General features: G+C 46.8%; 37 protein-coding genes. All 37 read left to right on the top strand.

What is annotated here, in order from left to right; translation table 11 throughout:
* Positions 1-76 precede the first annotated feature (76 nt).
* The 37 genes from tuf to rplM all read left to right on the top strand — a co-directional run bounded on the left by tuf (position 77) and on the right by rplM (position 21,181).
* A complete protein-coding gene (gene tuf, locus ACE4RR_RS14290; protein WP_375536103.1) occupies positions 77-1,267 on the top strand; it encodes an elongation factor Tu in 1,191 nt (396 codons plus the stop codon).
* A 385-nt stretch (positions 1,268-1,652) separates the two neighbouring features.
* Complete coding sequence (locus ACE4RR_RS14285) at positions 1,653-1,847, top strand: hypothetical protein (protein WP_375536102.1); 195 nt, start codon at positions 1,653-1,655, stop codon at positions 1,845-1,847.
* Positions 1,848-2,095: 248 nt separating this feature from the next.
* Entirely contained in the window at positions 2,096-2,404 is a 309-nt protein-coding gene (gene rpsJ, locus ACE4RR_RS14280; protein WP_375536101.1) for a 30S ribosomal protein S10, read from the top strand.
* Positions 2,405-2,455: 51 nt separating this feature from the next.
* Positions 2,456-3,088 (top strand): 50S ribosomal protein L3, encoded by a 633-nt coding sequence (gene rplC / locus ACE4RR_RS14275; RefSeq protein WP_375536100.1) that lies wholly within the window; start codon positions 2,456-2,458, stop codon positions 3,086-3,088.
* Between the two features lie 25 nt (positions 3,089-3,113).
* Positions 3,114-3,737, top strand: coding sequence for a 50S ribosomal protein L4 (gene rplD / locus ACE4RR_RS14270; protein ID WP_375536099.1), 624 nt, complete (start codon positions 3,114-3,116; stop codon positions 3,735-3,737).
* Positions 3,734-4,024 carry a 50S ribosomal protein L23 gene (rplW, locus tag ACE4RR_RS14265; protein WP_375536143.1) on the top strand — a complete coding sequence of 97 codons (291 nt, stop codon included), beginning with the start codon at positions 3,734-3,736 and terminating at the stop codon, positions 4,022-4,024. The genes rplD and rplW overlap by 4 nt, the downstream gene beginning before the upstream one ends.
* A gap of 26 nt (positions 4,025-4,050) precedes the next feature.
* Positions 4,051-4,881, top strand: a complete 831-nt coding sequence (rplB, locus tag ACE4RR_RS14260; protein ID WP_375536098.1) for a 50S ribosomal protein L2 — start codon at positions 4,051-4,053, stop codon at positions 4,879-4,881.
* Positions 4,882-4,941: 60 nt separating this feature from the next.
* Positions 4,942-5,220, top strand: coding sequence for a 30S ribosomal protein S19 (gene rpsS, locus ACE4RR_RS14255; protein WP_375536097.1), 279 nt, complete (start codon positions 4,942-4,944; stop codon positions 5,218-5,220).
* 20 nt (positions 5,221-5,240) lie between these two features.
* The gene (rplV, locus tag ACE4RR_RS14250; RefSeq protein ID WP_375536096.1) at positions 5,241-5,582 is read left to right on the top strand and encodes a 50S ribosomal protein L22; all 342 of its coding nucleotides are present in this window, start codon (positions 5,241-5,243) and stop codon (positions 5,580-5,582) included.
* A 3-nt stretch (positions 5,583-5,585) separates the two neighbouring features.
* Positions 5,586-6,245, top strand: a complete 660-nt coding sequence (gene rpsC, locus ACE4RR_RS14245) for a 30S ribosomal protein S3 (RefSeq protein ID WP_375536095.1) — start codon at positions 5,586-5,588, stop codon at positions 6,243-6,245.
* 2 nt (positions 6,246-6,247) lie between these two features.
* A complete protein-coding gene (gene rplP / locus ACE4RR_RS14240; protein ID WP_375536094.1) occupies positions 6,248-6,682 on the top strand; it encodes a 50S ribosomal protein L16 in 435 nt (144 codons plus the stop codon).
* Positions 6,672-6,875, top strand: a complete 204-nt coding sequence (gene rpmC, locus ACE4RR_RS14235; RefSeq protein ID WP_375536093.1) for a 50S ribosomal protein L29 — start codon at positions 6,672-6,674, stop codon at positions 6,873-6,875. Before rplP ends, rpmC begins: the two co-directional genes overlap by 11 nt.
* Positions 6,876-6,900: 25 nt before the next feature.
* Positions 6,901-7,164, top strand: a complete 264-nt coding sequence (gene rpsQ, locus ACE4RR_RS14230) for a 30S ribosomal protein S17 (protein WP_375536092.1) — start codon at positions 6,901-6,903, stop codon at positions 7,162-7,164.
* A 34-nt stretch (positions 7,165-7,198) separates the two neighbouring features.
* The gene (rplN, locus tag ACE4RR_RS14225) at positions 7,199-7,567 is read left to right on the top strand and encodes a 50S ribosomal protein L14 (RefSeq protein WP_375536091.1); all 369 of its coding nucleotides are present in this window, start codon (positions 7,199-7,201) and stop codon (positions 7,565-7,567) included.
* Positions 7,568-7,610: 43 nt separating this feature from the next.
* Complete coding sequence (gene rplX / locus ACE4RR_RS14220) at positions 7,611-7,937, top strand: 50S ribosomal protein L24 (protein ID WP_375536090.1); 327 nt, start codon at positions 7,611-7,613, stop codon at positions 7,935-7,937.
* Positions 7,938-7,964: 27 nt separating this feature from the next.
* On the top strand, positions 7,965-8,504 hold the full coding sequence (gene rplE / locus ACE4RR_RS14215) for a 50S ribosomal protein L5 (protein WP_375536089.1): 540 nt from the start codon (positions 7,965-7,967) through the stop codon (positions 8,502-8,504).
* 33 nt (positions 8,505-8,537) lie between these two features.
* Positions 8,538-8,723, top strand: a complete 186-nt coding sequence (locus tag ACE4RR_RS14210; protein WP_018924659.1) for a type Z 30S ribosomal protein S14 — start codon at positions 8,538-8,540, stop codon at positions 8,721-8,723.
* 29 nt (positions 8,724-8,752) lie between these two features.
* Complete coding sequence (rpsH, locus tag ACE4RR_RS14205) at positions 8,753-9,151, top strand: 30S ribosomal protein S8 (RefSeq protein ID WP_375536088.1); 399 nt, start codon at positions 8,753-8,755, stop codon at positions 9,149-9,151.
* A gap of 30 nt (positions 9,152-9,181) precedes the next feature.
* Positions 9,182-9,718: a 50S ribosomal protein L6 gene (rplF, locus tag ACE4RR_RS14200; RefSeq protein WP_375536087.1), complete on the top strand. Its 537-nt coding sequence runs from the start codon at positions 9,182-9,184 to the stop codon at positions 9,716-9,718.
* Positions 9,719-9,755: 37 nt separating this feature from the next.
* Complete coding sequence (gene rplR, locus ACE4RR_RS14195) at positions 9,756-10,118, top strand: 50S ribosomal protein L18 (RefSeq protein WP_375536086.1); 363 nt, start codon at positions 9,756-9,758, stop codon at positions 10,116-10,118.
* A 19-nt stretch (positions 10,119-10,137) separates the two neighbouring features.
* Positions 10,138-10,635, top strand: coding sequence for a 30S ribosomal protein S5 (gene rpsE, locus ACE4RR_RS14190; protein WP_375536085.1), 498 nt, complete (start codon positions 10,138-10,140; stop codon positions 10,633-10,635).
* A 13-nt stretch (positions 10,636-10,648) separates the two neighbouring features.
* Positions 10,649-10,837, top strand: a complete 189-nt coding sequence (rpmD, locus tag ACE4RR_RS14185) for a 50S ribosomal protein L30 (RefSeq protein WP_375536084.1) — start codon at positions 10,649-10,651, stop codon at positions 10,835-10,837.
* A 30-nt stretch (positions 10,838-10,867) separates the two neighbouring features.
* The gene (rplO, locus tag ACE4RR_RS14180) at positions 10,868-11,308 is read left to right on the top strand and encodes a 50S ribosomal protein L15 (protein ID WP_375536083.1); all 441 of its coding nucleotides are present in this window, start codon (positions 10,868-10,870) and stop codon (positions 11,306-11,308) included.
* Positions 11,308-12,603, top strand: a complete 1,296-nt coding sequence (secY, locus tag ACE4RR_RS14175; RefSeq protein ID WP_375536082.1) for a preprotein translocase subunit SecY — start codon at positions 11,308-11,310, stop codon at positions 12,601-12,603. The genes rplO and secY overlap by 1 nt, the downstream gene beginning before the upstream one ends.
* Positions 12,604-12,644: 41 nt before the next feature.
* Positions 12,645-13,298, top strand: coding sequence for an adenylate kinase (locus ACE4RR_RS14170; protein WP_375536081.1), 654 nt, complete (start codon positions 12,645-12,647; stop codon positions 13,296-13,298).
* A complete protein-coding gene (gene map, locus ACE4RR_RS14165) occupies positions 13,295-14,041 on the top strand; it encodes a type I methionyl aminopeptidase (protein WP_375536080.1) in 747 nt (248 codons plus the stop codon). Before ACE4RR_RS14170 ends, map begins: the two co-directional genes overlap by 4 nt.
* Positions 14,042-14,122: 81 nt before the next feature.
* A complete protein-coding gene (gene infA, locus ACE4RR_RS14160; protein WP_026702375.1) occupies positions 14,123-14,341 on the top strand; it encodes a translation initiation factor IF-1 in 219 nt (72 codons plus the stop codon).
* Positions 14,342-14,393: 52 nt separating this feature from the next.
* A complete protein-coding gene (gene rpmJ, locus ACE4RR_RS14155) occupies positions 14,394-14,507 on the top strand; it encodes a 50S ribosomal protein L36 (RefSeq protein WP_120194610.1) in 114 nt (37 codons plus the stop codon).
* Positions 14,508-14,529: 22 nt separating this feature from the next.
* Positions 14,530-14,895: a 30S ribosomal protein S13 gene (rpsM, locus tag ACE4RR_RS14150; protein WP_375536079.1), complete on the top strand. Its 366-nt coding sequence runs from the start codon at positions 14,530-14,532 to the stop codon at positions 14,893-14,895.
* A 25-nt stretch (positions 14,896-14,920) separates the two neighbouring features.
* Complete coding sequence (gene rpsK, locus ACE4RR_RS14145) at positions 14,921-15,313, top strand: 30S ribosomal protein S11 (RefSeq protein ID WP_375536078.1); 393 nt, start codon at positions 14,921-14,923, stop codon at positions 15,311-15,313.
* A 186-nt stretch (positions 15,314-15,499) separates the two neighbouring features.
* A complete protein-coding gene (locus tag ACE4RR_RS14140; RefSeq protein WP_375536077.1) occupies positions 15,500-16,444 on the top strand; it encodes a DNA-directed RNA polymerase subunit alpha in 945 nt (314 codons plus the stop codon).
* A 45-nt stretch (positions 16,445-16,489) separates the two neighbouring features.
* Positions 16,490-16,855 carry a 50S ribosomal protein L17 gene (gene rplQ / locus ACE4RR_RS14135; protein WP_375536076.1) on the top strand — a complete coding sequence of 122 codons (366 nt, stop codon included), beginning with the start codon at positions 16,490-16,492 and terminating at the stop codon, positions 16,853-16,855.
* A gap of 439 nt (positions 16,856-17,294) precedes the next feature.
* On the top strand, positions 17,295-18,113 hold the full coding sequence (locus tag ACE4RR_RS14130) for an energy-coupling factor transporter ATPase (RefSeq protein ID WP_375536075.1): 819 nt from the start codon (positions 17,295-17,297) through the stop codon (positions 18,111-18,113).
* Positions 18,110-18,991, top strand: coding sequence for an energy-coupling factor transporter ATPase (locus tag ACE4RR_RS14125; RefSeq protein ID WP_375536074.1), 882 nt, complete (start codon positions 18,110-18,112; stop codon positions 18,989-18,991). Before ACE4RR_RS14130 ends, ACE4RR_RS14125 begins: the two co-directional genes overlap by 4 nt.
* Entirely contained in the window at positions 18,984-19,781 is a 798-nt protein-coding gene (locus tag ACE4RR_RS14120; protein ID WP_375536142.1) for an energy-coupling factor transporter transmembrane component T family protein, read from the top strand. Before ACE4RR_RS14125 ends, ACE4RR_RS14120 begins: the two co-directional genes overlap by 8 nt.
* A gap of 42 nt (positions 19,782-19,823) precedes the next feature.
* A complete protein-coding gene (gene truA / locus ACE4RR_RS14115) occupies positions 19,824-20,582 on the top strand; it encodes a tRNA pseudouridine(38-40) synthase TruA (protein WP_375536073.1) in 759 nt (252 codons plus the stop codon).
* Positions 20,583-20,743: 161 nt separating this feature from the next.
* Entirely contained in the window at positions 20,744-21,181 is a 438-nt protein-coding gene (rplM, locus tag ACE4RR_RS14110; RefSeq protein ID WP_375536072.1) for a 50S ribosomal protein L13, read from the top strand.
* The last annotated feature ends 16 nt before the right edge of the window (positions 21,182-21,197 follow it).

The raw sequence follows: 21,197 nt of genomic DNA, 5'->3' as shown, positions 1-21,197 counted from the left end.
AGGAAGGCGGACTTGTAAAGGGTTCCCCTTTCTGGCTTTCATATAATTTACCTGTTTATTAAAGGAGGAAATCATAATGGCTAAAGAAAAGTTTGATCGTTCCAAAACGCATGCCAACATCGGCACAATCGGCCACGTTGACCATGGTAAAACTACTTTGACTGCTGCTATCACTACTGTACTTCATAAGAAGTCTGGTAAAGGTACGGCAATGGCATATGACGCAATCGACGGTGCTCCGGAAGAGCGCGAGCGCGGTATCACGATTTCTACTGCACACGTGGAGTATGAAACTGATTCCCGTCACTATGCACACGTAGACTGCCCAGGACACGCTGACTATGTTAAGAACATGATTACAGGTGCTGCACAGATGGACGGAGCTATTCTCGTAGTATCCGCTGCTGACGGCCCAATGCCACAGACTCGTGAGCACATCCTGCTTTCCCGTCAGGTTGGTGTACCTTCCATCGTTGTATTCATGAACAAGTGCGACATGGTTGACGACGAAGAACTGCTTGAACTTGTTGAAATGGAAGTTCGCGACCTTCTTTCTGAGTACGATTTCCCTGGGGACGATATTCCAGTCGTTCAAGGCTCTGCGCTTAAAGCTCTTGAAGGTGACGAGAAGTATGAAAATGCAATCTTTGAACTCATGGAGGCAGTGGACAGCTATATCCCAACTCCTGAGCGTGACAAAGACAAGCCTTTCATGATGCCTGTTGAGGACGTATTCTCTATCACTGGCCGTGGTACTGTAGCAACTGGCCGTGTTGAGCGTGGAGTTCTTAACGTTGGAGATGAAATTGAAATCATCGGTATCGATGAGCAGGCGAAGAAGACAACTGTAACAGGTGTAGAAATGTTCCGTAAGCTTCTTGACTACGCTGAAGCTGGGGACAACATCGGTGCACTTCTTCGTGGTGTAGGCCGTGATGACATCAAGCGCGGACAGGTTCTGGCTAAGCCGGGAACGATCACTCCGCACACGAACTTCAAAGCAGAAGTTTATGTTCTTTCAAAAGAAGAAGGTGGACGTCATACTCCATTCTTCTCTAACTATCGCCCACAATTCTATTTCCGTACAACTGATGTTACTGGTATCATCCAGCTTCCAGAAGGTGTGGAAATGGTAATGCCTGGCGATAACGTAGAAATGACAGTTGAATTGATCGCTCCTATCGCGATCGAAGACGGCACGAAGTTCTCTATCCGTGAGGGTGGACGTACTGTAGGCGCCGGCGTTGTTTCTGTAATCGACAAGTAAATCTTTGGTAGTGGAAAAGCCTCCGGTCGTATCTGATCGGAGGCTTTTTATATGAGTTCGAGCAACCAGTAGATTATCCCGAGTCAGTAGATTATCCTGAGTTTCGCCGATGATATCAAGATAATCGCTGATCAAAAGAAAATTTCCGCTGATGATATTGAAAAAAGCGCTCATAATATCGAATTTTTCGCTGATAAAACTCGAAAAATCGCTGATCAAATACAAATTTTCGCTGAATCACCCTATGTAAAAAATCAAATTGATAATGTCCCTATATTGCCAAACATACTCTATTTCCAAAATCCCCGCCCAAAGACTTAAAAGCTGCTGATCTACTCTCCGCACCACCCTTCATGTCACATTTCTTCCTATATATAAGGAGCTATTGAGTCGATGTCTATATACAGCCGAGCGTTTCGCCGATGATATCAAGATAATCGCTGATCAAAAGAAAATTTCCGCTGATGATTTTGAGAAAATCGCTCATAATATCGAATTTTTCGCTGATAAAACTCGAAAGATCGCTGATCAAATACAAATTCCCGCCGATCAATCTATCTCCAGAATTCCAAACGTTTAAAGATTATACGAAAAAGCCAAGATTAATTTCAAAAAAAACTTGCATTTGATAGGCACAATCTTTATAATAGTAAAAGTGTGACCATGGACGATAGATTTGGGCGGATAACTACTCCCCCTTACTCTGGACATGGATACAGCGATGATGTGAAAGGTTGCCGACACACCCGGGCCCTTTGCCATGGGCGGGTGAGGGAGAATTTTCACGGAGTATGTCTGTACAAATTCGGGCGAAAAGGAGGAATTTACATGGCAAAAGAAAAGATTCGCATTCGTTTAAAAGCTTATGATCACCGCGTGCTTGACCAGTCTGCAGAGAAAATCGTGGATACAGCGAAACGATCCGGTGCAGGAGTTTCCGGACCAATCCCGCTCCCAACGGATAAATCCGTATACACGGTGCTTCGTGCGACACACAAGTACAAGGATGCTCGTGAGCAGTTTGAAATGCGTACACATAAGCGTCTGATTGACATCGTCAGTCCAACACCGCAAACAGTGGATGCGCTTATGCGTTTAGATCTGCCATCCGGTGTTGACATTGAAATCAAACTTTAAGAGATTCAGAAATAAAACTAAAATTTATTAAATATTTAGGAGGTGTGACTGATGACCAAAGGAATCTTGGGAAGAAAACTCGGCATGACCCAGTTGTTCAGTGAAAATGGTGAACTTCTTCCGGTCACAGTCATTGAAGCTGAGCCGAATGTAGTGCTTCAGACAAAGAACGTTGAATCTGACGGCTATGAAGCAATTCAGCTTGGTTTCTATGACAAAAAAGAATCACGTGCCAACAAACCTGAAAAAGGGATCGCAGCTAAAGCTGAAGCAGCACCCAAGCGCTACGTTAAAGAAATTCGTGATATTGCTGTTGCAGATTACGAAGTTGGTCAGGAAGTCAAAGTAGATGCATTTGCTGAAGGAGATATTGTGGATGTCAGCGGTACTTCAAAAGGGAAAGGATTTCAGGGCGCGATCAAGCGTCACAATCAATCCCGCGGACCAATGAGCCACGGTTCCCGCTATCACCGCCGTCCAGGTGCGATGGGTCCGGTTGACCCGAACCACGTACTGAAAGGGAAAAAGCTTCCAGGACGTATGGGTGGTAAGACAGTAACTGTACAAAACCTTGAGATCGTAAAAGTAGATGCAGAGCGTAACCTTCTTCTCGTTAAAGGAAACGTACCTGGCGCGAAGAAAAGCTATGTATCCGTTCAAAGTGCGGTTAAAACAGTAAAATAAAACGTTAAAGAAAGGAGGCTCCATCATGCCTAAAGTAGCATTGTTAAATCAGACTGGCTCAAAGGTAGGCGACATCGAGCTTGCTGACGCAATTTTCGGTGTAGAACCTAATGAGCATGTTCTCCACGATGCCGTTCTTATGCAGCAGGCATCTCTTCGTCAGGGGACACACAAGGTGAAAAACCGTTCTGAGAGAAGAGGAGGCGGGCGTAAGCCATGGCGCCAAAAAGGCACCGGCCGCGCACGTCAAGGTACTATCCGTGCCCCGCAATGGGTCGGCGGTGGAATAGTATTCGGCCCGACACCGCGCAGTTACAGCTATAAACTGCCGAAAAAGGTGCGCCGTCTTGCAATCAAATCTGCGCTTTCCACAAAGGCGAACAGTGAGGGTATCGTAGTTGTAGAAAACCTTCAGCTCGATGCACCAAAAACGAAAGAAATGAAACAGATTCTTTCCGGTCTTTCTGTTGATCAGAAAGCACTGGTCGTTACTGCAGACTATAATGAACAGGTTGATTATTCTTCAAGAAATTTACAAGGAGTCACCTTCATGACTGCTGATCAGCTTAATGTGCTTGATGTACTCAAACACGATAAGCTCGTGATTACCAAAGATGCAGTGGAGAAGGTAGAGGAGGTGCTCGCATAATGAACGCACGTGATGTGATCAAGCGCCCCGTCATTACAGAACTTTCTGCCGAACTCATGGGTGAGAAGAAATATACGTTTGAAGTAGACGTGAAAGCAAACAAAACCCAGATTAAACAGGCAGTCGAAGAAATTTTCGATGTCAAAGTAGATAATGTTAACACGCTGAACAAAAAGGGAAAATTCCGCCGTTTCGGCCGTCATTCCGGATATAAGCCAAATCGCAAAAAAGCGATTGTAACACTTACGGAAGACAGCCAGGAGCTGGAATTCTTCGAAGGCGTATAATCCAACAGTGAAGGAGGGAAATCAAAATGCCTATTAAGAAATATAAACCGACCACGAATGGTCGCCGTTTCATGTCTGTTAATGATTTTAATGAAATCACTACTGACAAGCCAGAAAAATCACTGCTTGAGCCGGTACACAAAAAAGGCGGCCGTAACAACCAGGGACGCATCACCGTGCGCCACCAGGGCGGCGGACACAAGCGCCAGTATCGTGTTATCGACTTCAGAAGAGATAAGGACGGAGTACCGGGTAAAGTCGCTACAGTCGAATATGACCCGAACCGTTCTGCTAATATTGCACTGATTCATTATGTAGATGGTGAAAAGCGTTATATTCTTGCTCCTAAAGGTCTGAAAGTCGGCCAGGAGATTGTTTCGGGACCGGACGCAGATATCAAAACCGGTAATGCTCTGCCATTAACAAACATCCCGGTAGGTACAATCATCCACAATATCGAGTTAAAGCCTGGACGCGGAGGACAATTGGTCCGTTCTGCAGGTGCCAGCGCTCAAGTGCTTGGTAAAGAAGGCAAATATGTGCTCGTACGTCTGAGATCCGGAGAAACACGCCTGATTCTCGCAACGTGCCGCGCAACAGTCGGCCAGGTTGGTAACCTTGAACATGAACTTATTACCATTGGTAAGGCCGGACGCTCCCGCTGGTTAGGCAAGCGCCCAGTCGTCCGCGGTTCTGCAATGAACCCAAGCGATCACCCGCATGGCGGCGGGGAAGGACGCGCGCCTATCGGAAGAGTGGCACCAGTATCCCCTTGGGGTGTGCCTGCTGTTGGTTACAAAACCCGCAAGAAGAACAAAGACACGGATAAATATATTGTACGCCGCCGTAAAAAATAACGGGATTGCTGATCTGCGGTTCTGCGGAATCGCAGCGCAATCACGAAAGGAGGATTCCTTATGGGTCGCAGCTTGAAAAAAGGACCTTTTGTCGATGACCACTTGATGACAAAAGTGGACGCTTTAAATGAAACAAACGATAAGAAAGTAATTAAAACCTGGTCACGCCGTTCGACGATCTTCCCTGACTTTGTAGGACACACTATTGCAGTCTACGACGGACGCAAGCACGTGCCAGTTTACGTTTCTGAAGATATGGTCGGCCACAAACTCGGTGAATTCGCGCCTTCCAGAACATTCAGAGGCCATAAGAACGATGATAAGAAAACAAAACGATAAATAGAGGGGAGGTTCTCTAAATGCAAGCTAAAGCAGTTGCTAAACAAATTCGCATTGCCCCTCGTAAAGCACGATTAGTTATGGACCTCGTCCGGGGCAAGGACATCGGCGAGGCAATTGGTATTTTGAAAAACACACCAAAAGCAGCTTCACCGATTATTGAAAAGGTGCTCAACTCTGCCGTTGCAAATGCGGAGCACAACTATGAAATGGAACCGGAGAATCTTTTCATCAGCGAAGGATATGTTGATGAAGGAATTACTCTGAAACGTTTCCGTCCACGTGCAATGGGCCGCGCTACTAGAATCAACAAGCGCACAAGCCACATTACAATCGTTGTATCAGAAAAGAAGGAGGGATAATGCGTGGGTCAAAAAGTTAATCCAATCGGATTTCGTATTGGAGTCATCCGTGACTGGGATTCCAAATGGTACGCTGAAAAGGAATATGCAAACTTACTTCACGAAGATGTGAAAATTCGTGAGTATATTGAAACTCGGCTCAAAGACGCATCTGTCTCCAGAGTAGAAATTGAACGTGCAGCTAAGCGCGTCAATATCACGATCCACACTGCCAAGCCAGGAATGGTAATCGGTAAAGGCGGCTCTGAAGTAGAGGCATTGCGTAAGGCATTGAACGCACTCACAGGCAAGAGAGTTCACATTAACATTGCGGAAGTAAAGCAGGCAGATATCGATGCACGTCTTGTGGCAGATAATATCGCGCGCCAGCTTGAAAATCGTATTTCCTTCCGCCGTGCTATGAAACAATCTATCCAGCGCACGATGCGTGCTGGCGCTAAAGGGATCAGAACAGAAGTGTCCGGTCGTCTTGGCGGAGCCGACATCGCCCGCTCAGAAAGCTATAGTGAAGGAACGGTACCACTCCACACACTGCGTGCCGACATTGATTACGGTACGGCAGAAGCTGACACAACATACGGTAAAATCGGTGTCAAAATCTGGATTTACCGTGGAGAAGTCCTTCCTGCGAAAGGTTCAGACAAAAAGGAAGGAGGAAATTAATCATGTTGTTGCCAAAACGCGTAAAATATCGCCGTGAACACCGCGGAAGAATGAAAGGCCGCGCGAAAGGCGGAACTGAAGTATCTTTTGGTGAATATGGTCTGCAGGCTCTTGAAGCTTCCTGGATCACTAACCGTCAGATCGAATCTGCCCGTATTGCGATGACCCGTTATATGAAACGTGGCGGTAAGGTATGGATTAAAATCTTCCCTGATAAGCCATATACAGCAAAACCTCTTGAAGTTCGGATGGGTTCCGGTAAAGGTGCTCCTGAAGGCTGGGTGGCAGTAGTTAAACCCGGAAAGATCATGTTTGAAATTGCAGGTGTAAACGAGGAAGTTGCTCGTGAAGCACTTAGGCTCGCGTCTCACAAGCTTCCAATCAAAACGAAATTTGTGAAACGTGAAGAAATAGGTGGTGAAGCAAGTGAAAGCTAATGAATTCAGAAACTTGACCACAACAGAAGTTGAAGAAAAGACGAAGTCGTTAAAAGAAGAGCTTTTCAATCTGCGCTTTCAGCTGGCGACAGGTCAATTGGATAACCCTGGCCGCGTCCGCATTGTTCGCAAGGATATCGCCCGTGCCAAAACCGTTTTGCGTGAACGTGAACTCGGTATTAATAAAGGCTAAAAACGGAGAGGAGGTTCGGCAGACTATGGCTGAACGCAATCAGCGTAAAGTATACACAGGCCGTGTTGTTTCCGACAAAATGGATAAAACAATCACGGTGGTTGTAGAAACTTACAAAAAGGATTCGCTTTATGGAAAGCGCGTAAGATACTCTAAAAAGTTCAAAGCACATGATGAAGAAAATGTCGCTAAAAAAGGCGATGTAGTAAAGATCATGGAAACACGCCCGCTTTCAAAAGATAAACGATTCCGTCTTATAGAAGTCGTAGAAGAAGCAGTTATCATCTAATTTCTTTCGTCGAAGAAGGGAGGTTACGTAATCCATGATTCAACAAGAGAGTCGTCTGAAAGTTGCCGATAACTCTGGTGCCCGCGAAGTGCTGTGCATTAAAGTTCTTGGAGGCTCCGGCCGCAAGACTGCAAATGTAGGGGACATGATCGTATGTTCTGTCAAGCAAGCAACACCAGGTGGCGTTGTCAAGAAAGGTGAAGTTGTAAGAGCAGTTATTGTTCGTTCTAAAAGCGGTGCGCGCCGCCAGGACGGATCTTACATCCGCTTTGACGAAAATGCAGCTGTTATTGTCCGTCCGGACAAAAGCCCACGCGGAACTCGTATTTTCGGCCCGGTCGCTCGAGAGCTTCGTGATGAGCAGTACATGAAAATCGTATCACTGGCACCAGAGGTGCTCTAATATAAAACGGAAGTTGAACTTGCCTTGCTAAGGAGGTGCAATGATGTCACAATCTAAACTCCACGTGAAAAAGGGCGATAAAGTAAAAGTTATTTCTGGTAAGGATAAAGGAAAAGAAGGTGTAATTCTTCAGGCATTCCCTTCCCGTGAGCGTGTATTGGTTGAAGGAGTTAATATCGTGAAAAAACATGCGAAACCTTCCCAGGACAATCCTCAAGGCGGAATCCTTGACCAGGAAGCAGCCATTCACGTATCAAACGTAATGCCTCTGGATCCGAAGAGCGGAGAACCTACCCGAGTAGGTTATAAGATAGAGGATGGTAAAAAAGTGCGCATCGCCAAAAAGTCCGGCGAGCCTCTTGATAATTAAGTCAGTTGATGAAAGGAGGTCAACCGAATGAACGCTCTAAAAGAAAGATACAACAATGATATTGTGCCTCATCTGCACAAGAAATTTGAATACTCTTCCGTTATGGGAGTACCAAAAGTTGAAAAAATCGTTATTAACATGGGTGTGGGCGATGCTGTACAGAACCCTAAAGCCCTGGATAAAGCAGTAGAGGAGCTTGCCGAAATCTCCGGTCAAAAGCCGCTGATTACAAAAGCTAAGAAATCTATTGCCGGATTTAAGCTTCGCGAAGGAATGCCGATCGGTGCAAAGGTTACACTTCGCGGCGAGCGTATGTATGATTTCCTCGAAAAGCTCGTTAACGTCTCATTACCGCGTGTCCGCGACTTCCGCGGGGTTTCCAACAAAGCATTTGACGGCCGTGGGAACTATACACTCGGGGTTCGTGAACAGCTGATCTTCCCGGAAATTGAATATGATAAAGTCGATAAAGTGCGTGGTATGGATATCGTAATCGTAACGACTGCCAGCACAGATGAAGAGTCACGCGAACTGCTCACACAGATGGGTATGCCGTTTCAAAAATAAACGATAAAACAATTAAAGGAGGGAATACGGACCTTGGCAAAAAAATCTATGGTAGCCAAACAGCAGCGTCCCCAAAAGTTCAAAGTGCGCGAGTACACTCGTTGTGAACGTTGCGGGCGTCCTCATTCCGTCATCCGTAAATTTAAACTTTGCCGGATTTGCTTCCGCGAACTTGCATACAAAGGACAAATTCCAGGCGTTAAAAAAGCCAGCTGGTAAACCCGATACAGGGAAGGAGGTAAAACGAGATGGTCATGACAGATCCAATCGCAGATATGCTGACTCGTATTCGCAATGCGAACACCGTCCGTCACGAGAAGCTGGAACTTCCTGCTTCCAATCTTAAAAAAGAGGTTGCTGACATCCTTAAAAAAGAAGGTTTCGTCCGTGACGTTGAATATATCGACGATAAAAAACAAGGTATCATCCGTATTTTCCTAAAGTACGGAGTAGAAAATCAACGTGTAATTACTGGGCTGAAAAGAATCAGCAAACCAGGACTGCGCGTATATGCTAAGGCTGACGAAGTGCCGCGCGTACTTGGCGGACTTGGTATTGCAGTAATTTCAACTTCCAATGGTGTAATGACAGATAAAGAAGCACGCAAGCAGCAGGTAGGCGGAGAAGTACTCGCTTACGTCTGGTAATCTAAAAGGGTATGAACGGAGGTGTAAGGTATGTCACGTATTGGTTTGAAACCTATTGAGCTTTCAAAGGACGTAACTGTCACTCTCGACGGAAACAAGGTAACTGTGAAAGGTCCAAAAGGTGAGCTCAGCCGTGAGCTTCATCAGGACATCACTGTAAACGTCGGCGAGGAAGAAGTTACTTTTGAACGCCCGTCTGACCACAAAGAACACCGTTCCCTGCACGGAACGACACGAAGCATTGTAAACAATATGGTCGAAGGCGTAACTAAAGGTTTTGAAAAGAGTCTTGAGCTTGTCGGTGTCGGTTACCGTGCAAACAAGGCAGGAAACAAGTTGGTTCTTAACGTCGGGTACTCTCATCCGGTAGAGATCGTACCGGAGGAAGGCATCGAAATCGATGTTCCGTCCAACACAAAAGTTATCATAAAAGGTATTGATAAAGAGCGCGTTGGTGCTATTGCTTCAAATATTCGTTCCGTACGCAGACCTGAACCTTATAAAGGTAAAGGAATTCGTTATGAAGGCGAATATGTGCGCCGTAAAGAAGGTAAGACTGGTAAGTAACGTTTCACGGTAAGGCTTACGAAAGGAGGAGCGTTCCATGATCACTAAATCTACGAAATACGCGACACGGAAAAAGCGTCACAAAAGCATCCGCCAGAAAATCAAGGGCACTTCCGAGCGTCCGCGTTTAAACGTATTCCGTTCTTCCAAGCACATTTATGCTCAACTGATCGATGATGTAAAAGGAGAAACAATTGTTGCTGCTTCTACAATGGATAAAGAGCTGAATGCAGAGAACGGCGGAAATAAAGAAGCTGCAAAGCAGGTTGGCGAGCTTATCGCAAAGCGTGCATCAGATAAAGGTGTCGACAACGTGGTATTTGACCGCGGCGGATTTATTTATCACGGGCGTGTGGAAGCACTGGCTGAAGCAGCTCGTGAAAACGGATTGAAATTTTAAGGTGTAAGGAGGGAAAAGAATGCAAATTGATTCTAGCAAGCTTGAATTGGAAGAAAGAGTAGTAACCATTAATCGTGTATCCAAGGTTGTTAAAGGTGGACGTCGTTTCCGCTTTGCTGCACTCGTTGTGGTAGGCGACCGCAATGGCCACGTCGGATTTGGAATGGGTAAAGCATTGGAAGTACCTGAAGCAATCCGCAAAGGTGTGGAAAGTGCAAAGAAAAACTTGATCGAAGTTCCAATCGTCGGTACAACGATCCCTCACCTGATCACAGGCCAGTATGGTGCAGGAAGCGTGCTTTTGAAGCCTGCATCTGAAGGTACAGGGGTTATTGCAGGCGGACCGGTTCGTGCGGTTCTCGAACTATCCGGAGTTAATGATATTCTCTCCAAGTCTCTCGGGTCCAACAACCCGATTAACATGGTTCGCGCTACTATACAAGGCTTGACTGAGCTCAAGACCGCTGAAGAAGTTGCCAAACTGCGTGGTAAAAGCGTGGAAGAATTGTTAGGATAAGGAGGGAAACGATATGGCAAAGCAAGTTGAAATCACCCTCAGCCGCAGCCTGATTGGCCGTCCGCAGGACCAGCGTGTTACAGTTAACACACTCGGACTTCGCAAGGTCAACCACACCGTGGTGAAAGAAGATAATGCCGCTATTCGCGGAATGATCAATAAAGTATCTCATTTGTTGACAGTAAAAGAACTTGATAAATAAACAATCTCAACGTGATAGGGAGGTGTCAGCATGAAACTTCACGAGTTGAAGCCTGCATTTGGATCCACAAAAACACGCAATCGTGTAGGACGCGGACCAGCTTCGGGCAATGGTAAAACATCCGGACGCGGTCAGAAGGGGCAGAAATCCCGTTCCGGCGGCGGTGTGCGCCCAGGTTTTGAAGGCGGCCAGAATCCGATCTACAAGCGTCTTCCAAAGCGTGGTTTCACAAACCCGACCCGAAAAGAATACACAGTTGTTAACGTGGAAACCCTGAACCGCTTTGATGCAGAAACAGAAGTAACTCCTGAGCTTCTTATAGAAAAAGGAGTTATCAGCAAAGCGAACGATGGGGTAAAAATTCTCGGTAATGGAAAACTGGAAAAAAAGCTTAATGTGAAAGCGAACAAGTTCTCTGCTTCCGCTGCAAAAGCGATTGAAGCGGCCGGCGGAAAAACAGAGGTGATCTAATGTTCCGCGCGATTTCCAATATTTTTCGCGTAAGTGATTTAAGAAATAAAATCTTTTTCACTCTTCTCATGCTAGTTGTATTCAGAATTGGAAGCTTCATCCCAGTACCGGGCTCCAACCGCGATGTGCTTAATTTTCAGGACCAGGCGAACGCCTTTGGTTTTCTGAACACATTCGGGGGAGGGGCACTCTCCAATTATTCCATCTTTGCGATGGGGGTAATGCCCTACATCACAGCATCCATCGTTGTACAATTACTGCGGATGGATGTCGTGCCAAAGTTTACCGAATGGTCCAAACAAGGAGAAGCCGGAAGAAGGAAACTCGCGCAATTCACTCGTTATTTTACGGTGATACTTGCATTCATTCAGGGGCTTGGAATGTCCATCGGGTTTAATAACCTGTTTCCTGGGCTTATCCCGGATCCAAGCATTCCAAAATACATTTTTATTGCGCTGGTAATGACTGCAGGTACAGCCTTTTTAATGTGGTTAGGTGAGCAGATAACCGTAAAAGGAGTCGGAAACGGTATTTCGATTATGATCTTTGCAGGTATCGCAGCCGGGATTCCAAGCGGGATCAACCAGATATATGCAACTCAGATTCAAGATTCTGATGACCAGTTGTTCATGGGAATAGTTACGATCTTAATACTGTTACTGGCAGTATTATTAATTGTTGTTGGTGTCATCTACGTGCAGCAGGCTCTCCGGAAAGTTCCAATTCAGTACGCAAAGCGTTTAACCGGCGGAGGCAGAGCGGGCGGACAGTCCACCCATCTTCCTTTGAAAGTTAACTCCGCAGGGGTTATCCCAGTTATCTTCGCGTTGTCACTGTTTATCTTTCCGCCGACCATCGCCGGTTTTATCGGAGAGGATAATCCAATTGCACGCTGGATTATTCAAAATTTCGATTATACCCAGCCATTCGGAATGGTGGTATACGCGGCTCTGATTATCGGCTTTACGTATTTCTATACGTTCGTACAGGTGAATCCGGAGCAAATGGCAGAAAACCTGAAAAAACAAGGCGGCTACATTCCTGGTATCAGGCCGGGAAAAACGACGGACACCTATATCCGCCGGATTTTGTACCGTTTAACGTTTGTCGGGGCGATGTTTTTAACCGCGATTTCAATTATTCCTGTATTTTTCATTAATATTATGGATCTGCCTCAGACCATTCAGATTGGCGGCACAGGCCTCCTGATCGTTGTCGGTGTTGCTCTGGATACGATGAAGCAGATTGAAAGCCAGCTGATTAAGCGCAGTTACAAAGGCTTCATCAACAGATAAAAAGAGAAGCAAGCTGAAATCGGAGCGATGGAGGAGATATCATGAATTTGATATTAATGGGGCTTCCTGGTGCCGGCAAAGGCACACAAGCCGAAAGAATTACAAAAAAGCACGATGTACCGCATATCTCTACAGGCGACATGTTTCGTGCTGCCATTAAAGAAGGCACGGAGCTTGGAACAAAGGCTAAATCATTTATGGATGCCGGAGAACTGGTGCCGGATGAAGTTACGATAGGAATCGTACGTGAGCGTCTCGCAAAAGACGACTGCTCCAATGGATTCTTACTCGATGGCTTTCCACGCACGGTCGCTCAGGCTGATGCACTCGAGGATATTTTATCATCCCTCGGGAAGCGTCTTGATTATGTGCTCAATATCGACGTTTCAAAAGATCAGCTTGAAGAGCGCCTTACCGGCCGCCGGGTTTCCCCGACATCAGGAAAGACGTATCACGTGATTTACAACCCTCCGAAACAAGAAGGTATTTGTGATGTGGACGGTAGTGAACTGGTCCAGAGAGACGATGACAAGCCGGAAACAGTTAGAAAACGTTTGGAAGTGAACATGGAGCAACAACAGCCACTGATTGATTTTTATGAAGAAAAAGGGTATCTTCGTAATATTAATGGAGATCAGGATATAGATGTAGTGTTTGAGGACATTGAAGAGCTGCTGAAGGGACTTCATGCATGATTATTTGTAAAACGGATCGGGAACTCGATATAATGCGGGAAGCAGGTAAAATTGTTGCTATCACGCATCAGGAGATGCAAAAGCACATCCAGCCCGGTGTGACCACTGGAAAACTGGATGAAATCGCCGATAAAACGATTCGTCAGCACGGGGCAATACCATCATTTAAAGGTTATAATGGATTTACCGGGAATATTTGCTCTTCAGTAAATGAAGAATTAGTGCATGGTATCCCGGGTGACCGTGTTTTAAAGGACGGCGATATCATATCGATTGATATCGGGGCCAAATACAATGGTTATCACGGAGATTCTGCCTGGACGTATCCGGTTGGGAATATTTCTAAGGAAGACCGGCGATTACTGGAGGTAACTGAAGACTCTTTGTTTGAAGGGTTAAAGGAAGCAAAGCCGAAAGAGCGCCTGTCCAACATTTCCCACGCCATCCAGACCTATGTGGAAGCGAACGGCTTTTCCATCGTACGTGAATATGTCGGCCACGGGGTAGGACAGTCTCTGCATGAAGATCCGCAGATTCCTCATTTTGGTCCTCCGGGAAAGGGTCCGCGTCTGAAACCGGGCATGGTTTTAGCAGTAGAACCTATGGTTAATGCAGGAGAGCGCTATGTGCATACGTTGTCAGACAATTGGACGGTAGTGACGTCTGATAAGAAGAACTGCGCACATTTTGAGCACACGATTGCTATTACGGATGAAGGCTTTGAAATTTTAACCAAAGCCTGACAATAGGTTCAGACCCGCCTGCACACGCTTAGCTATAATGGAGAAGCAGCTTCAACTTACTGAAGGAAGGAGAGTAAATTCATGGCCAAAGATGACGTTATTGAAATGGAAGGCACAGTTATTGAACCACTTCCGAATGCAATGTTCCGGGTTGAACTCGAGAACGGGCATAAGATTTTGGCTCATGTATCCGGGAAGATCCGCATGCACTTTATACGCATTCTTCCAGGAGACAAAGTGACTGTTGAAATTTCACCCTATGACTTATCCCGCGGACGTATCACGTACCGCTATAAATAACCGTATTACGTTTACTCTCGCATGTACTCCGCAGTTAAGGAGGTAAATGAACATGAAGGTAAGACCATCTGTCAAGCCAATGTGTGAAAAATGCAAAGTCATTCGCCGTAAAGGAACGGTAATGGTCATTTGCTCTAATCCGAAGCATAAACAAAAACAAGGTTAATCCAAAAGGAGGTGCTCGTTTAATGGCACGTATTGCAGGTATAGACATTCCCCGCGACAAGCGAATTGCTATTTCACTAACGTATGTTTTCGGCATCGGTAAATCCCGCGCTGTTGAAGTTTTGAAAGAAGCTGGAGTAGACGAAAACACTCGTGTCCGTGACTTGACCGAAGAAGAGCTTGGCCGTATCCGCAGTGTAATTGATAATTACAATGTGGAAGGTGACCTTCGCCGTGAGAAGTCTCTGAACATCAAACGTTTGATTGAAATCGGAAGTTATCGTGGAATCCGCCACCGCCGCGGACTGCCCGTCAGAGGTCAGAACACGAAGAATAACTCCCGTTCCCGTAAAGGTCCTCGCCGGACTGTAGCGAACAAGAAAAAATAAGTGACGTAAAGGAGGTAAGCTTACTATGGCTAAAGCAAAAACAAACACCCGCAAGCGCCGTCAGAAAAAGAATATAGAAACCGGTGTGGCTCACATCCGTTCTACTTTTAACAACACGATCGTTACGATCACCGACACGCAGGGAAATGCACTTTCCTGGGCAAGCGCAGGAGCTCTGGGATTCAAGGGGTCTAGAAAATCCACCCCGTTTGCTGCACAGATGGCCGCTGAAACAGCGACAAAAGCAGCAATGGAGCACGGCTTGAAAGTAGTTGAAGTTGCAGTAAAAGGACCTGGAGCCGGACGTGAAGCAGCTATCCGCTCTTTGCAGGCAACTGGTCTTGAAGTAAGCATGATCCGCGATGTTACGCCAGTCCCTCATAACGGCTGCCGTCCGCCAAAACGTCGTAGAGTATAACCCGCAGAGGTATAGTTTTTCCTGAAATGTCAATAATGGGTAAGGATTAGAGACAGGACGGAATCCCTTACGCATTATCGACTAGTAAGGCTGGAAATGTTGACGGGAACTGCCTAGTGTGAAATTCCGGAGGGACAAAGGTCTACAGCCGGAGTTTCGACGTTTTGAAGGAGGGTATATTGTAGAATGATCGAAATCGAAAAGCCTAATATCGAAACGGTTGAAGTAAGCGAGGATGCAAAATACGGTAAGTTTGTCGTAGAACCGCTGGAGCGCGGCTATGGTACAACGCTTGGAAATTCTTTGCGCCGAATCCTCTTATCCTCCCTTCCAGGAGCAGCTGTGACGACTGTTCAGATCGATGGTGTTCTGCACGAATTTTCAACGATCGAGGGTGTCGTGGAGGACGTTACAACGATCGTATTGAATTTAAAGAAGCTGGCCCTGAAGATTTATTCTGATGAAGAAAAGGTGCTCGAGATTGACTCTCAAGGCGAAGGTGTGATTACCGCTGCTGATATCACTCACGACAGTGATGTTGATATTCTTAATCCGGATCTGCATATCGCAACGCTGACGAAGGGGGCAAACCTTCATATGCGTTTGACTGCCCAGCGCGGCCGTGGATATGTTCCGGCGGAAGGAAACAACAGCGACGACCTTCCCATTGGTGTTCTTCCGATTGATTCCATTTATACGCCAGTTGCGCGTGTAAACTATCAAGTAGAAAACACTCGTGTCGGTCAGATCACGAACTATGACAAGCTGACGCTTGATGTCTGGACAGATGGCAGCATCCGCCCGGAAGAAGCAGTGTCACTTGGAGCAAAAATTATGAACGAGCATTTAAATATCTTTGTCGGCCTGACAGATCAGGCTCAAAATGCAGAGATAATGGTAGAAAAAGAGGAAGACCAGAAAGAAAAAGTATTAGAAATGACAATCGAAGAACTGGATCTATCTGTCCGGTCTTACAATTGCTTAAAGCGTGCCGGTATCAACACCGTGCAGGAGCTTACGCAAAAGTCGGAAGAAGATATGATGAAAGTCCGCAATCTGGGACGGAAATCACTCGAAGAAGTTCAGGAAAAGCTGGGCGAGCTCGGGCTCGGTCTTCGGAAAGAAGAATAGGCATCTCATTGTCTATAGTTTGACGGAAAAAGGAGGGGAATATTCATGTCTGCATATGCAAAGCTAGGACGTGACAGCTCTGCGCGCAAAGCACTTTTCCGTGACCTTGCGACTGATCTGATCATCAACGAACGCATACAAACAACGCAGTCCAAAGCAAAGGAACTGCGCCCGGTTATTGAAAAAATGGTAACACTTGCTAAGCGCGGCGATCTTCATGCTCGTCGTCAGGCAGCTCAATTCATCCGTAAGGAAACAGCTGATCAAGAGAGCGGCAAGGATGCCGTGCAAAAGCTCTTTGAAGATATCGCACCTCGTTACGAGGAGCGCCAGGGCGGGTATACCCGTGTTCTTAAAGTAGGCCCGCGCCGCGGAGACTCTGCGGAAATGGCTATTATTGAATTCGTATAAGCGCTCCGTTTATACGTTTTCTTATGCACGAGATCATGTACAATGAACCAATCTTTCGAAAGGGCAGGACAGGACCGTACCGGTTCCCGCGTCTATGCCCTTTTTTTATACGTTTAGAAGTATTAACTGAGCGTGCGTGGTTCTGCTGGGAATGCGCGAATTCCCCGGCCGGACCTGGTGCGCGGACAAGAGATCCCGGACATCCGGTACGTTATTTACCTGAATGACGGGGAAATTTGCTCTCTTTTTGGTCATTAGCGGAAATCATGTCCGGCAGATCTGAAAAAACGGGCTGTTTGGAGCAAATAGCGGAACCATTGTCCGGCATACCGGCCTACTCAAAACGGGAGTGGGCACCAGAAGCACCCTGAAGTTGAAATATTATTGTTAACCTATTAAAATTATATAGTTGACATAATAAACGAAAGCAGAACAAAGGATGTTGTACATGCAAGCGGTAAGGCTGCAGAATATATATTTTCAATATGAGGATGGCGGAACCTGGACGCTCGATAATATTGAAGCGAATATTGCTCCGGGGGAATGGGTCGCGGTCATTGGCCCGAATGGCTCCGGTAAATCGACGTTATCGCGTCTGTTCAATGGGCTGCTGCTGCCGCAGCAGGGCAAGGTAATGATTGAAGGAATTGATTCAGCTGAAAAAGAAAGACTGCCGGAAGTGCGACGCAAAGTAGGAATGGTATTTCAAAACCCTGACCATCAGTTTGTGGCTCCCACTGTCCAGGATGATATCGCATTTGGCATGGAAAACGCCGGTGTGCCCCGGGAAACAATGAAGGAGCGAATCAGCTGGGCAGCGGAAAAGACGGGGGTCAGTACCATTCTTGACATGGAACCGCACCGGCTCTCCGGCGGACAGAAGCAGCGAGTCGCTATTGCAGGAGTCCTTGCTCTGCAGCCGGGCGTGATGGTGTTTGATGAAGCAACGGCCATGCTCGATCCAAACGGACGTAAAGAGGTACTTGCGACGATTGAAGCTCTTCATCAGGAAGGGGTCACGATTATTTCGGTAACCCACCAGCTGCACGAAGCTATGAAAGCCGATCGGATCTGGTATATGGAAAATGGCAGGCTGGAGCTGGATGTGACTTCCCGTCATATGCTCGAACACCTCGACTGGCTTGAGTACAAGAGCATTCCGCTTCCGTACACATTTAAGCTCTACCAGGAATTAAAAAGAAAAGGCCATCCCGCTGAAGCCCTGGATGAGCTTGTCGGAAGGAGGTCGCTGTCGTGAAAATTACGTTTGATCAAGTCAGTCATACGTATATGGAACGAACTCCTTTTGAAAAGCAGGCATTAAAGAACATTTCAGCTTCCTTTCCAGAGGCCTCATTAAGTGCTGTAATCGGCCGCACCGGTTCTGGGAAGTCTACCCTTGTTCAGCATATAAACGGCCTGCTGAAGCCCTCAGAGGGCCGAATTACCGTAGACGGGCAGACGATTGATCCAGGCTCCAAAAGAAAGAAGATCAAAGCCATTCGTAAAAAGGTAGGCATGGTGTTTCAGTACCCCGAGCACCAGCTATTTGAGGATACCGTAGAAAAAGATTTACTGTTCGGCCCCAAAAATATTGGGCTCGATGTGCGCCGGGTAAAAAAAGAGCTCCCGGACATGCTTGCACTCGTGGGACTTGATGAATCGTTCTTACAGCGTTCTCCGTTTGATTTGAGCGGCGGTCAGATGCGGCGGGTGGCGATTGCGGGAGTACTGGCAATGAATCCGGAAATTCTCATATTGGACGAGCCGACAGCAGGCCTCGACCCCCGGGGGCAGGAGGAAATCAAACGTTTGTTTACACAGTGGCATCTGGAAAAACAGACGACAATGATTATGATTACCCACCAAATGGAGGAAGCAGCCAGTCTGGCTGACAACATTCTCGTAATGAATAATGGCAGCATCGTAATGAAAGGAACCCCGGCGTCGATTTATGAACGGGAACAAGAGCTGCTTGACCTTGATCTTGATATACCGGAGGCCGTGCGGACATTGAAGCATTTGGAGAAAGCGTATGGCGGCACTTTTTCAAGCTATTCTCTTTCTCCTGAAGAAGCGGCACATGAGTTCGCTCTCTGGAATGTGGAAGGAGGCGGACGCCGTGTCCATGTTTGAAAATGTCGTGATCGGACAATACCTGCCAGGTCGGTCTATTTTACATTCCATGGATGCCAGGGCCAAATTAATTGCAGTCTTTTTATTTATTATTATTATCTTCTTAATGAATACCTGGGCCGGCTATGGATTGTTATGGGCGGGAGCCTTCTGTATTTATTTTATGTCCGGCATCCCTTTTCACTATATCCGAAAAGGAATGTACCCGATTATGCTTCTGATTCTGTTTACGTTTATCCTGCATGCACTTTTCACGAAGGAAGGAGACGTACTCGTATCTCTCGGCGTGTTTGAGATATATAAAGGAGGAGTCGAGCAGGGGCTGTTCATCGCGTTTCGACTGCTGCTGCTTGTTTTTATTACCTCTCTGCTGACGCTTACGACCAGCCCGATAGATTTAACAGACGCGCTCGAACAGTTTTTTACTCCTTTCAAGCGCATTGGCCTGCCAGCTCATGAAATTGCCTTAATGATGTCCATTGCGATCCGTTTTATCCCCACACTGCTGCAGGAGACAGAAAAGATTGTAAAAGCGCAGACAGCCCGAGGAGCGGATTTCAGCAAGGGATCTCTGAAGGAAAGGTCGCAGGCATTTGTCGCTCTCCTTGTTCCATTGTTTGTACGGGCATTTAAACGCGCTGAGGACCTGGCCTTTGCGATGGAATCCAGGGGCTACAACGGAGGAGAAGGCCGTACAAAGCTGCGGGAGCTGATCTGGAGAACACGAGACACCGCTGCCTGCGTGCTTATAGTTATTTTTGGAATCTGCTTAATGATGATCCGTTCTTAATGGATCCCGCACCATGAAGTACTGCTCAAAGGAGAGAGAAGGATGCAGCGAGTAAAAGCGACCGTTGCCTACGAAGGCACCTTTTTTTCAGGCTGGCAGAAGCAGCCCGGAAAGCGCACCGTGCAGGAGGAAATCGAAAAAGCGATGCAGAAGGTGCACAAAGGCACGTTTATCCCGGTTGTTGCTTCCGGCAGAACGGATTCCGGCGTGCATGCCTTCGGGCAGGTAATCCATTTTGATACCCCGTTACATGTCCCGGAAAAGAGGTGGCCGAAAGCACTGGAGCGTGATCTGCCAAAGGACGTTCAGCTCTTGGGAGCGGAGTTCGTTTCTTCCGACTTTCATGCCCGTTTTGATGCGATGGAAAAGGAGTATCATTACCGGGTGCTCGCAAGCCGTCACCGCGATATTTTCCGTAGAAACCATACGTATTTCTTTCCGTATCCGTATAACCTGGAGGAGATGAAAAGAGCCGCTTCTTTTATTCCGGGCACGCGCGACTTTTCCAGCTTCTGTGCCGCCAACACAGATGTAGAGGACAAGGTAAGGACGGTTCACGAGGTACGTCTTGAGGAAAACGGTGACGAGCTGTTGTTTATCTGCCGCGGAAGCGGATTTTTGTACAATATGGTCCGGATCATCGTCGGCACACTGCTCGAGGTCGGGCGCGGCAAAAGGACGCCGGAAGACATTCCAGCGATGATCGAATCCCGAAAGCGGAGTGCAGCCGGGAAAACTGCGCCGGGCCAGGGATTGTACTTGAAAAAAGTCCTTTATCCAGAAGAACTTGAAAAAAAGTAAGAAAAACAACGAATCCGGGTGTAACAAGCATTGACATTCACCCTTGAATATTATATGATGTTATTTGGCATTTCACGTCCCACAGCCCCGGGATCGGAAATGATGAACGTAATGACAAGTGATATAGACGAATTGAGGAAACGATTTTAGGAGGGACAATAATGCGTACAACATATATGGCGAAGCCAGGCGAAGTACAGCGCAAATGGTTCGTAATTGACGCAGAGGGCCAGACTCTTGGCCGTCTCGCAAGTGAAGTTGCATCTATTCTTCGCGGCAAGAACAAGCCACAATTTACACCGCATGTTGACACTGGCGATAATGTTATTATCGTAAATGCAAAGAAAATCCACTTAACCGGAAATAAACTTCAGGACAAGATGTACTACCGCCACAGCCAGTATCCAGGCGGACTAAAGGAAACACGCGCATCCGAAATGCGTGCGAACAAGCCGGAAAGAATGATTGAGCTTGCAGTAAAAGGGATGCTTCCAAAAGGCTCTCTCGGACGCCAGCAGGCCAAAAAGCTGCATGTATTTGCAGGAGCAGAACACAACCATCAAGCCCAGCAGCCTGAGAAGTACGAGCTTCGCGGCTAATATAGAAGGAGGGACT

Source organism: Alteribacillus sp. HJP-4, assembly GCF_042139015.1.
Lineage (GTDB): Bacteria > Bacillota > Bacilli > Bacillales > Marinococcaceae > JBHIKY01.
The sequence above is the reverse complement of the archived record's forward strand: the minus strand, read 5'-3'. Positions and strand labels throughout refer to the sequence as shown.

Excerpts from the sequence above, each read along its gene's own strand:
- rplX (WP_375536090.1), top strand. The coding sequence starts at position 7,611 with ATGTCACAATCTAAACTCCACGTGAAAAAGGGCGATAAAGTAAAAGTT.
- rpsK (WP_375536078.1), top strand. The coding sequence starts at position 14,921 with ATGGCTAAAGCAAAAACAAACACCCGCAAGCGCCGTCAGAAAAAGAAT.
- rplN (WP_375536091.1), top strand. The coding sequence starts at position 7,199 with ATGATTCAACAAGAGAGTCGTCTGAAAGTTGCCGATAACTCTGGTGCC.
- map (WP_375536080.1), top strand. The coding sequence starts at position 13,295 with ATGATTATTTGTAAAACGGATCGGGAACTCGATATAATGCGGGAAGCA.
- tuf (WP_375536103.1), top strand. The coding sequence starts at position 77 with ATGGCTAAAGAAAAGTTTGATCGTTCCAAAACGCATGCCAACATCGGC.
- rplQ (WP_375536076.1), top strand. The coding sequence starts at position 16,490 with ATGTCTGCATATGCAAAGCTAGGACGTGACAGCTCTGCGCGCAAAGCA.
- rplB (WP_375536098.1), top strand. The coding sequence starts at position 4,051 with ATGCCTATTAAGAAATATAAACCGACCACGAATGGTCGCCGTTTCATG.
- rpsS (WP_375536097.1), top strand. The coding sequence starts at position 4,942 with ATGGGTCGCAGCTTGAAAAAAGGACCTTTTGTCGATGACCACTTGATG.
- rplC (WP_375536100.1), top strand. The coding sequence starts at position 2,456 with ATGACCAAAGGAATCTTGGGAAGAAAACTCGGCATGACCCAGTTGTTC.
- rpsJ (WP_375536101.1), top strand. The coding sequence starts at position 2,096 with ATGGCAAAAGAAAAGATTCGCATTCGTTTAAAAGCTTATGATCACCGC.
- rplE (WP_375536089.1), top strand. The coding sequence starts at position 7,965 with ATGAACGCTCTAAAAGAAAGATACAACAATGATATTGTGCCTCATCTG.
- rpmJ (WP_120194610.1), top strand. The coding sequence starts at position 14,394 with ATGAAGGTAAGACCATCTGTCAAGCCAATGTGTGAAAAATGCAAAGTC.
- rplM (WP_375536072.1), top strand. The coding sequence starts at position 20,744 with ATGCGTACAACATATATGGCGAAGCCAGGCGAAGTACAGCGCAAATGG.
- rplV (WP_375536096.1), top strand. The coding sequence starts at position 5,241 with ATGCAAGCTAAAGCAGTTGCTAAACAAATTCGCATTGCCCCTCGTAAA.
- rpmD (WP_375536084.1), top strand. The coding sequence starts at position 10,649 with ATGGCAAAGCAAGTTGAAATCACCCTCAGCCGCAGCCTGATTGGCCGT.
- infA (WP_026702375.1), top strand. The coding sequence starts at position 14,123 with ATGGCCAAAGATGACGTTATTGAAATGGAAGGCACAGTTATTGAACCA.
- rplO (WP_375536083.1), top strand. The coding sequence starts at position 10,868 with ATGAAACTTCACGAGTTGAAGCCTGCATTTGGATCCACAAAAACACGC.
- rplR (WP_375536086.1), top strand. The coding sequence starts at position 9,756 with ATGATCACTAAATCTACGAAATACGCGACACGGAAAAAGCGTCACAAA.
- rplD (WP_375536099.1), top strand. The coding sequence starts at position 3,114 with ATGCCTAAAGTAGCATTGTTAAATCAGACTGGCTCAAAGGTAGGCGAC.
- rpsM (WP_375536079.1), top strand. The coding sequence starts at position 14,530 with ATGGCACGTATTGCAGGTATAGACATTCCCCGCGACAAGCGAATTGCT.
- rpsQ (WP_375536092.1), top strand. The coding sequence starts at position 6,901 with ATGGCTGAACGCAATCAGCGTAAAGTATACACAGGCCGTGTTGTTTCC.
- rplF (WP_375536087.1), top strand. The coding sequence starts at position 9,182 with ATGTCACGTATTGGTTTGAAACCTATTGAGCTTTCAAAGGACGTAACT.
- secY (WP_375536082.1), top strand. The coding sequence starts at position 11,308 with ATGTTCCGCGCGATTTCCAATATTTTTCGCGTAAGTGATTTAAGAAAT.
- rpsE (WP_375536085.1), top strand. The coding sequence starts at position 10,138 with ATGCAAATTGATTCTAGCAAGCTTGAATTGGAAGAAAGAGTAGTAACC.
- ACE4RR_RS14130 (WP_375536075.1), top strand. The coding sequence starts at position 17,295 with ATGTTGTACATGCAAGCGGTAAGGCTGCAGAATATATATTTTCAATAT.
- rplP (WP_375536094.1), top strand. The coding sequence starts at position 6,248 with ATGTTGTTGCCAAAACGCGTAAAATATCGCCGTGAACACCGCGGAAGA.
- rpsH (WP_375536088.1), top strand. The coding sequence starts at position 8,753 with ATGGTCATGACAGATCCAATCGCAGATATGCTGACTCGTATTCGCAAT.
- ACE4RR_RS14170 (WP_375536081.1), top strand. The coding sequence starts at position 12,645 with ATGAATTTGATATTAATGGGGCTTCCTGGTGCCGGCAAAGGCACACAA.
- ACE4RR_RS14140 (WP_375536077.1), top strand. The coding sequence starts at position 15,500 with ATGATCGAAATCGAAAAGCCTAATATCGAAACGGTTGAAGTAAGCGAG.
- truA (WP_375536073.1), top strand. The coding sequence starts at position 19,824 with ATGCAGCGAGTAAAAGCGACCGTTGCCTACGAAGGCACCTTTTTTTCA.
- ACE4RR_RS14120 (WP_375536142.1), top strand. The coding sequence starts at position 18,984 with ATGTTTGAAAATGTCGTGATCGGACAATACCTGCCAGGTCGGTCTATT.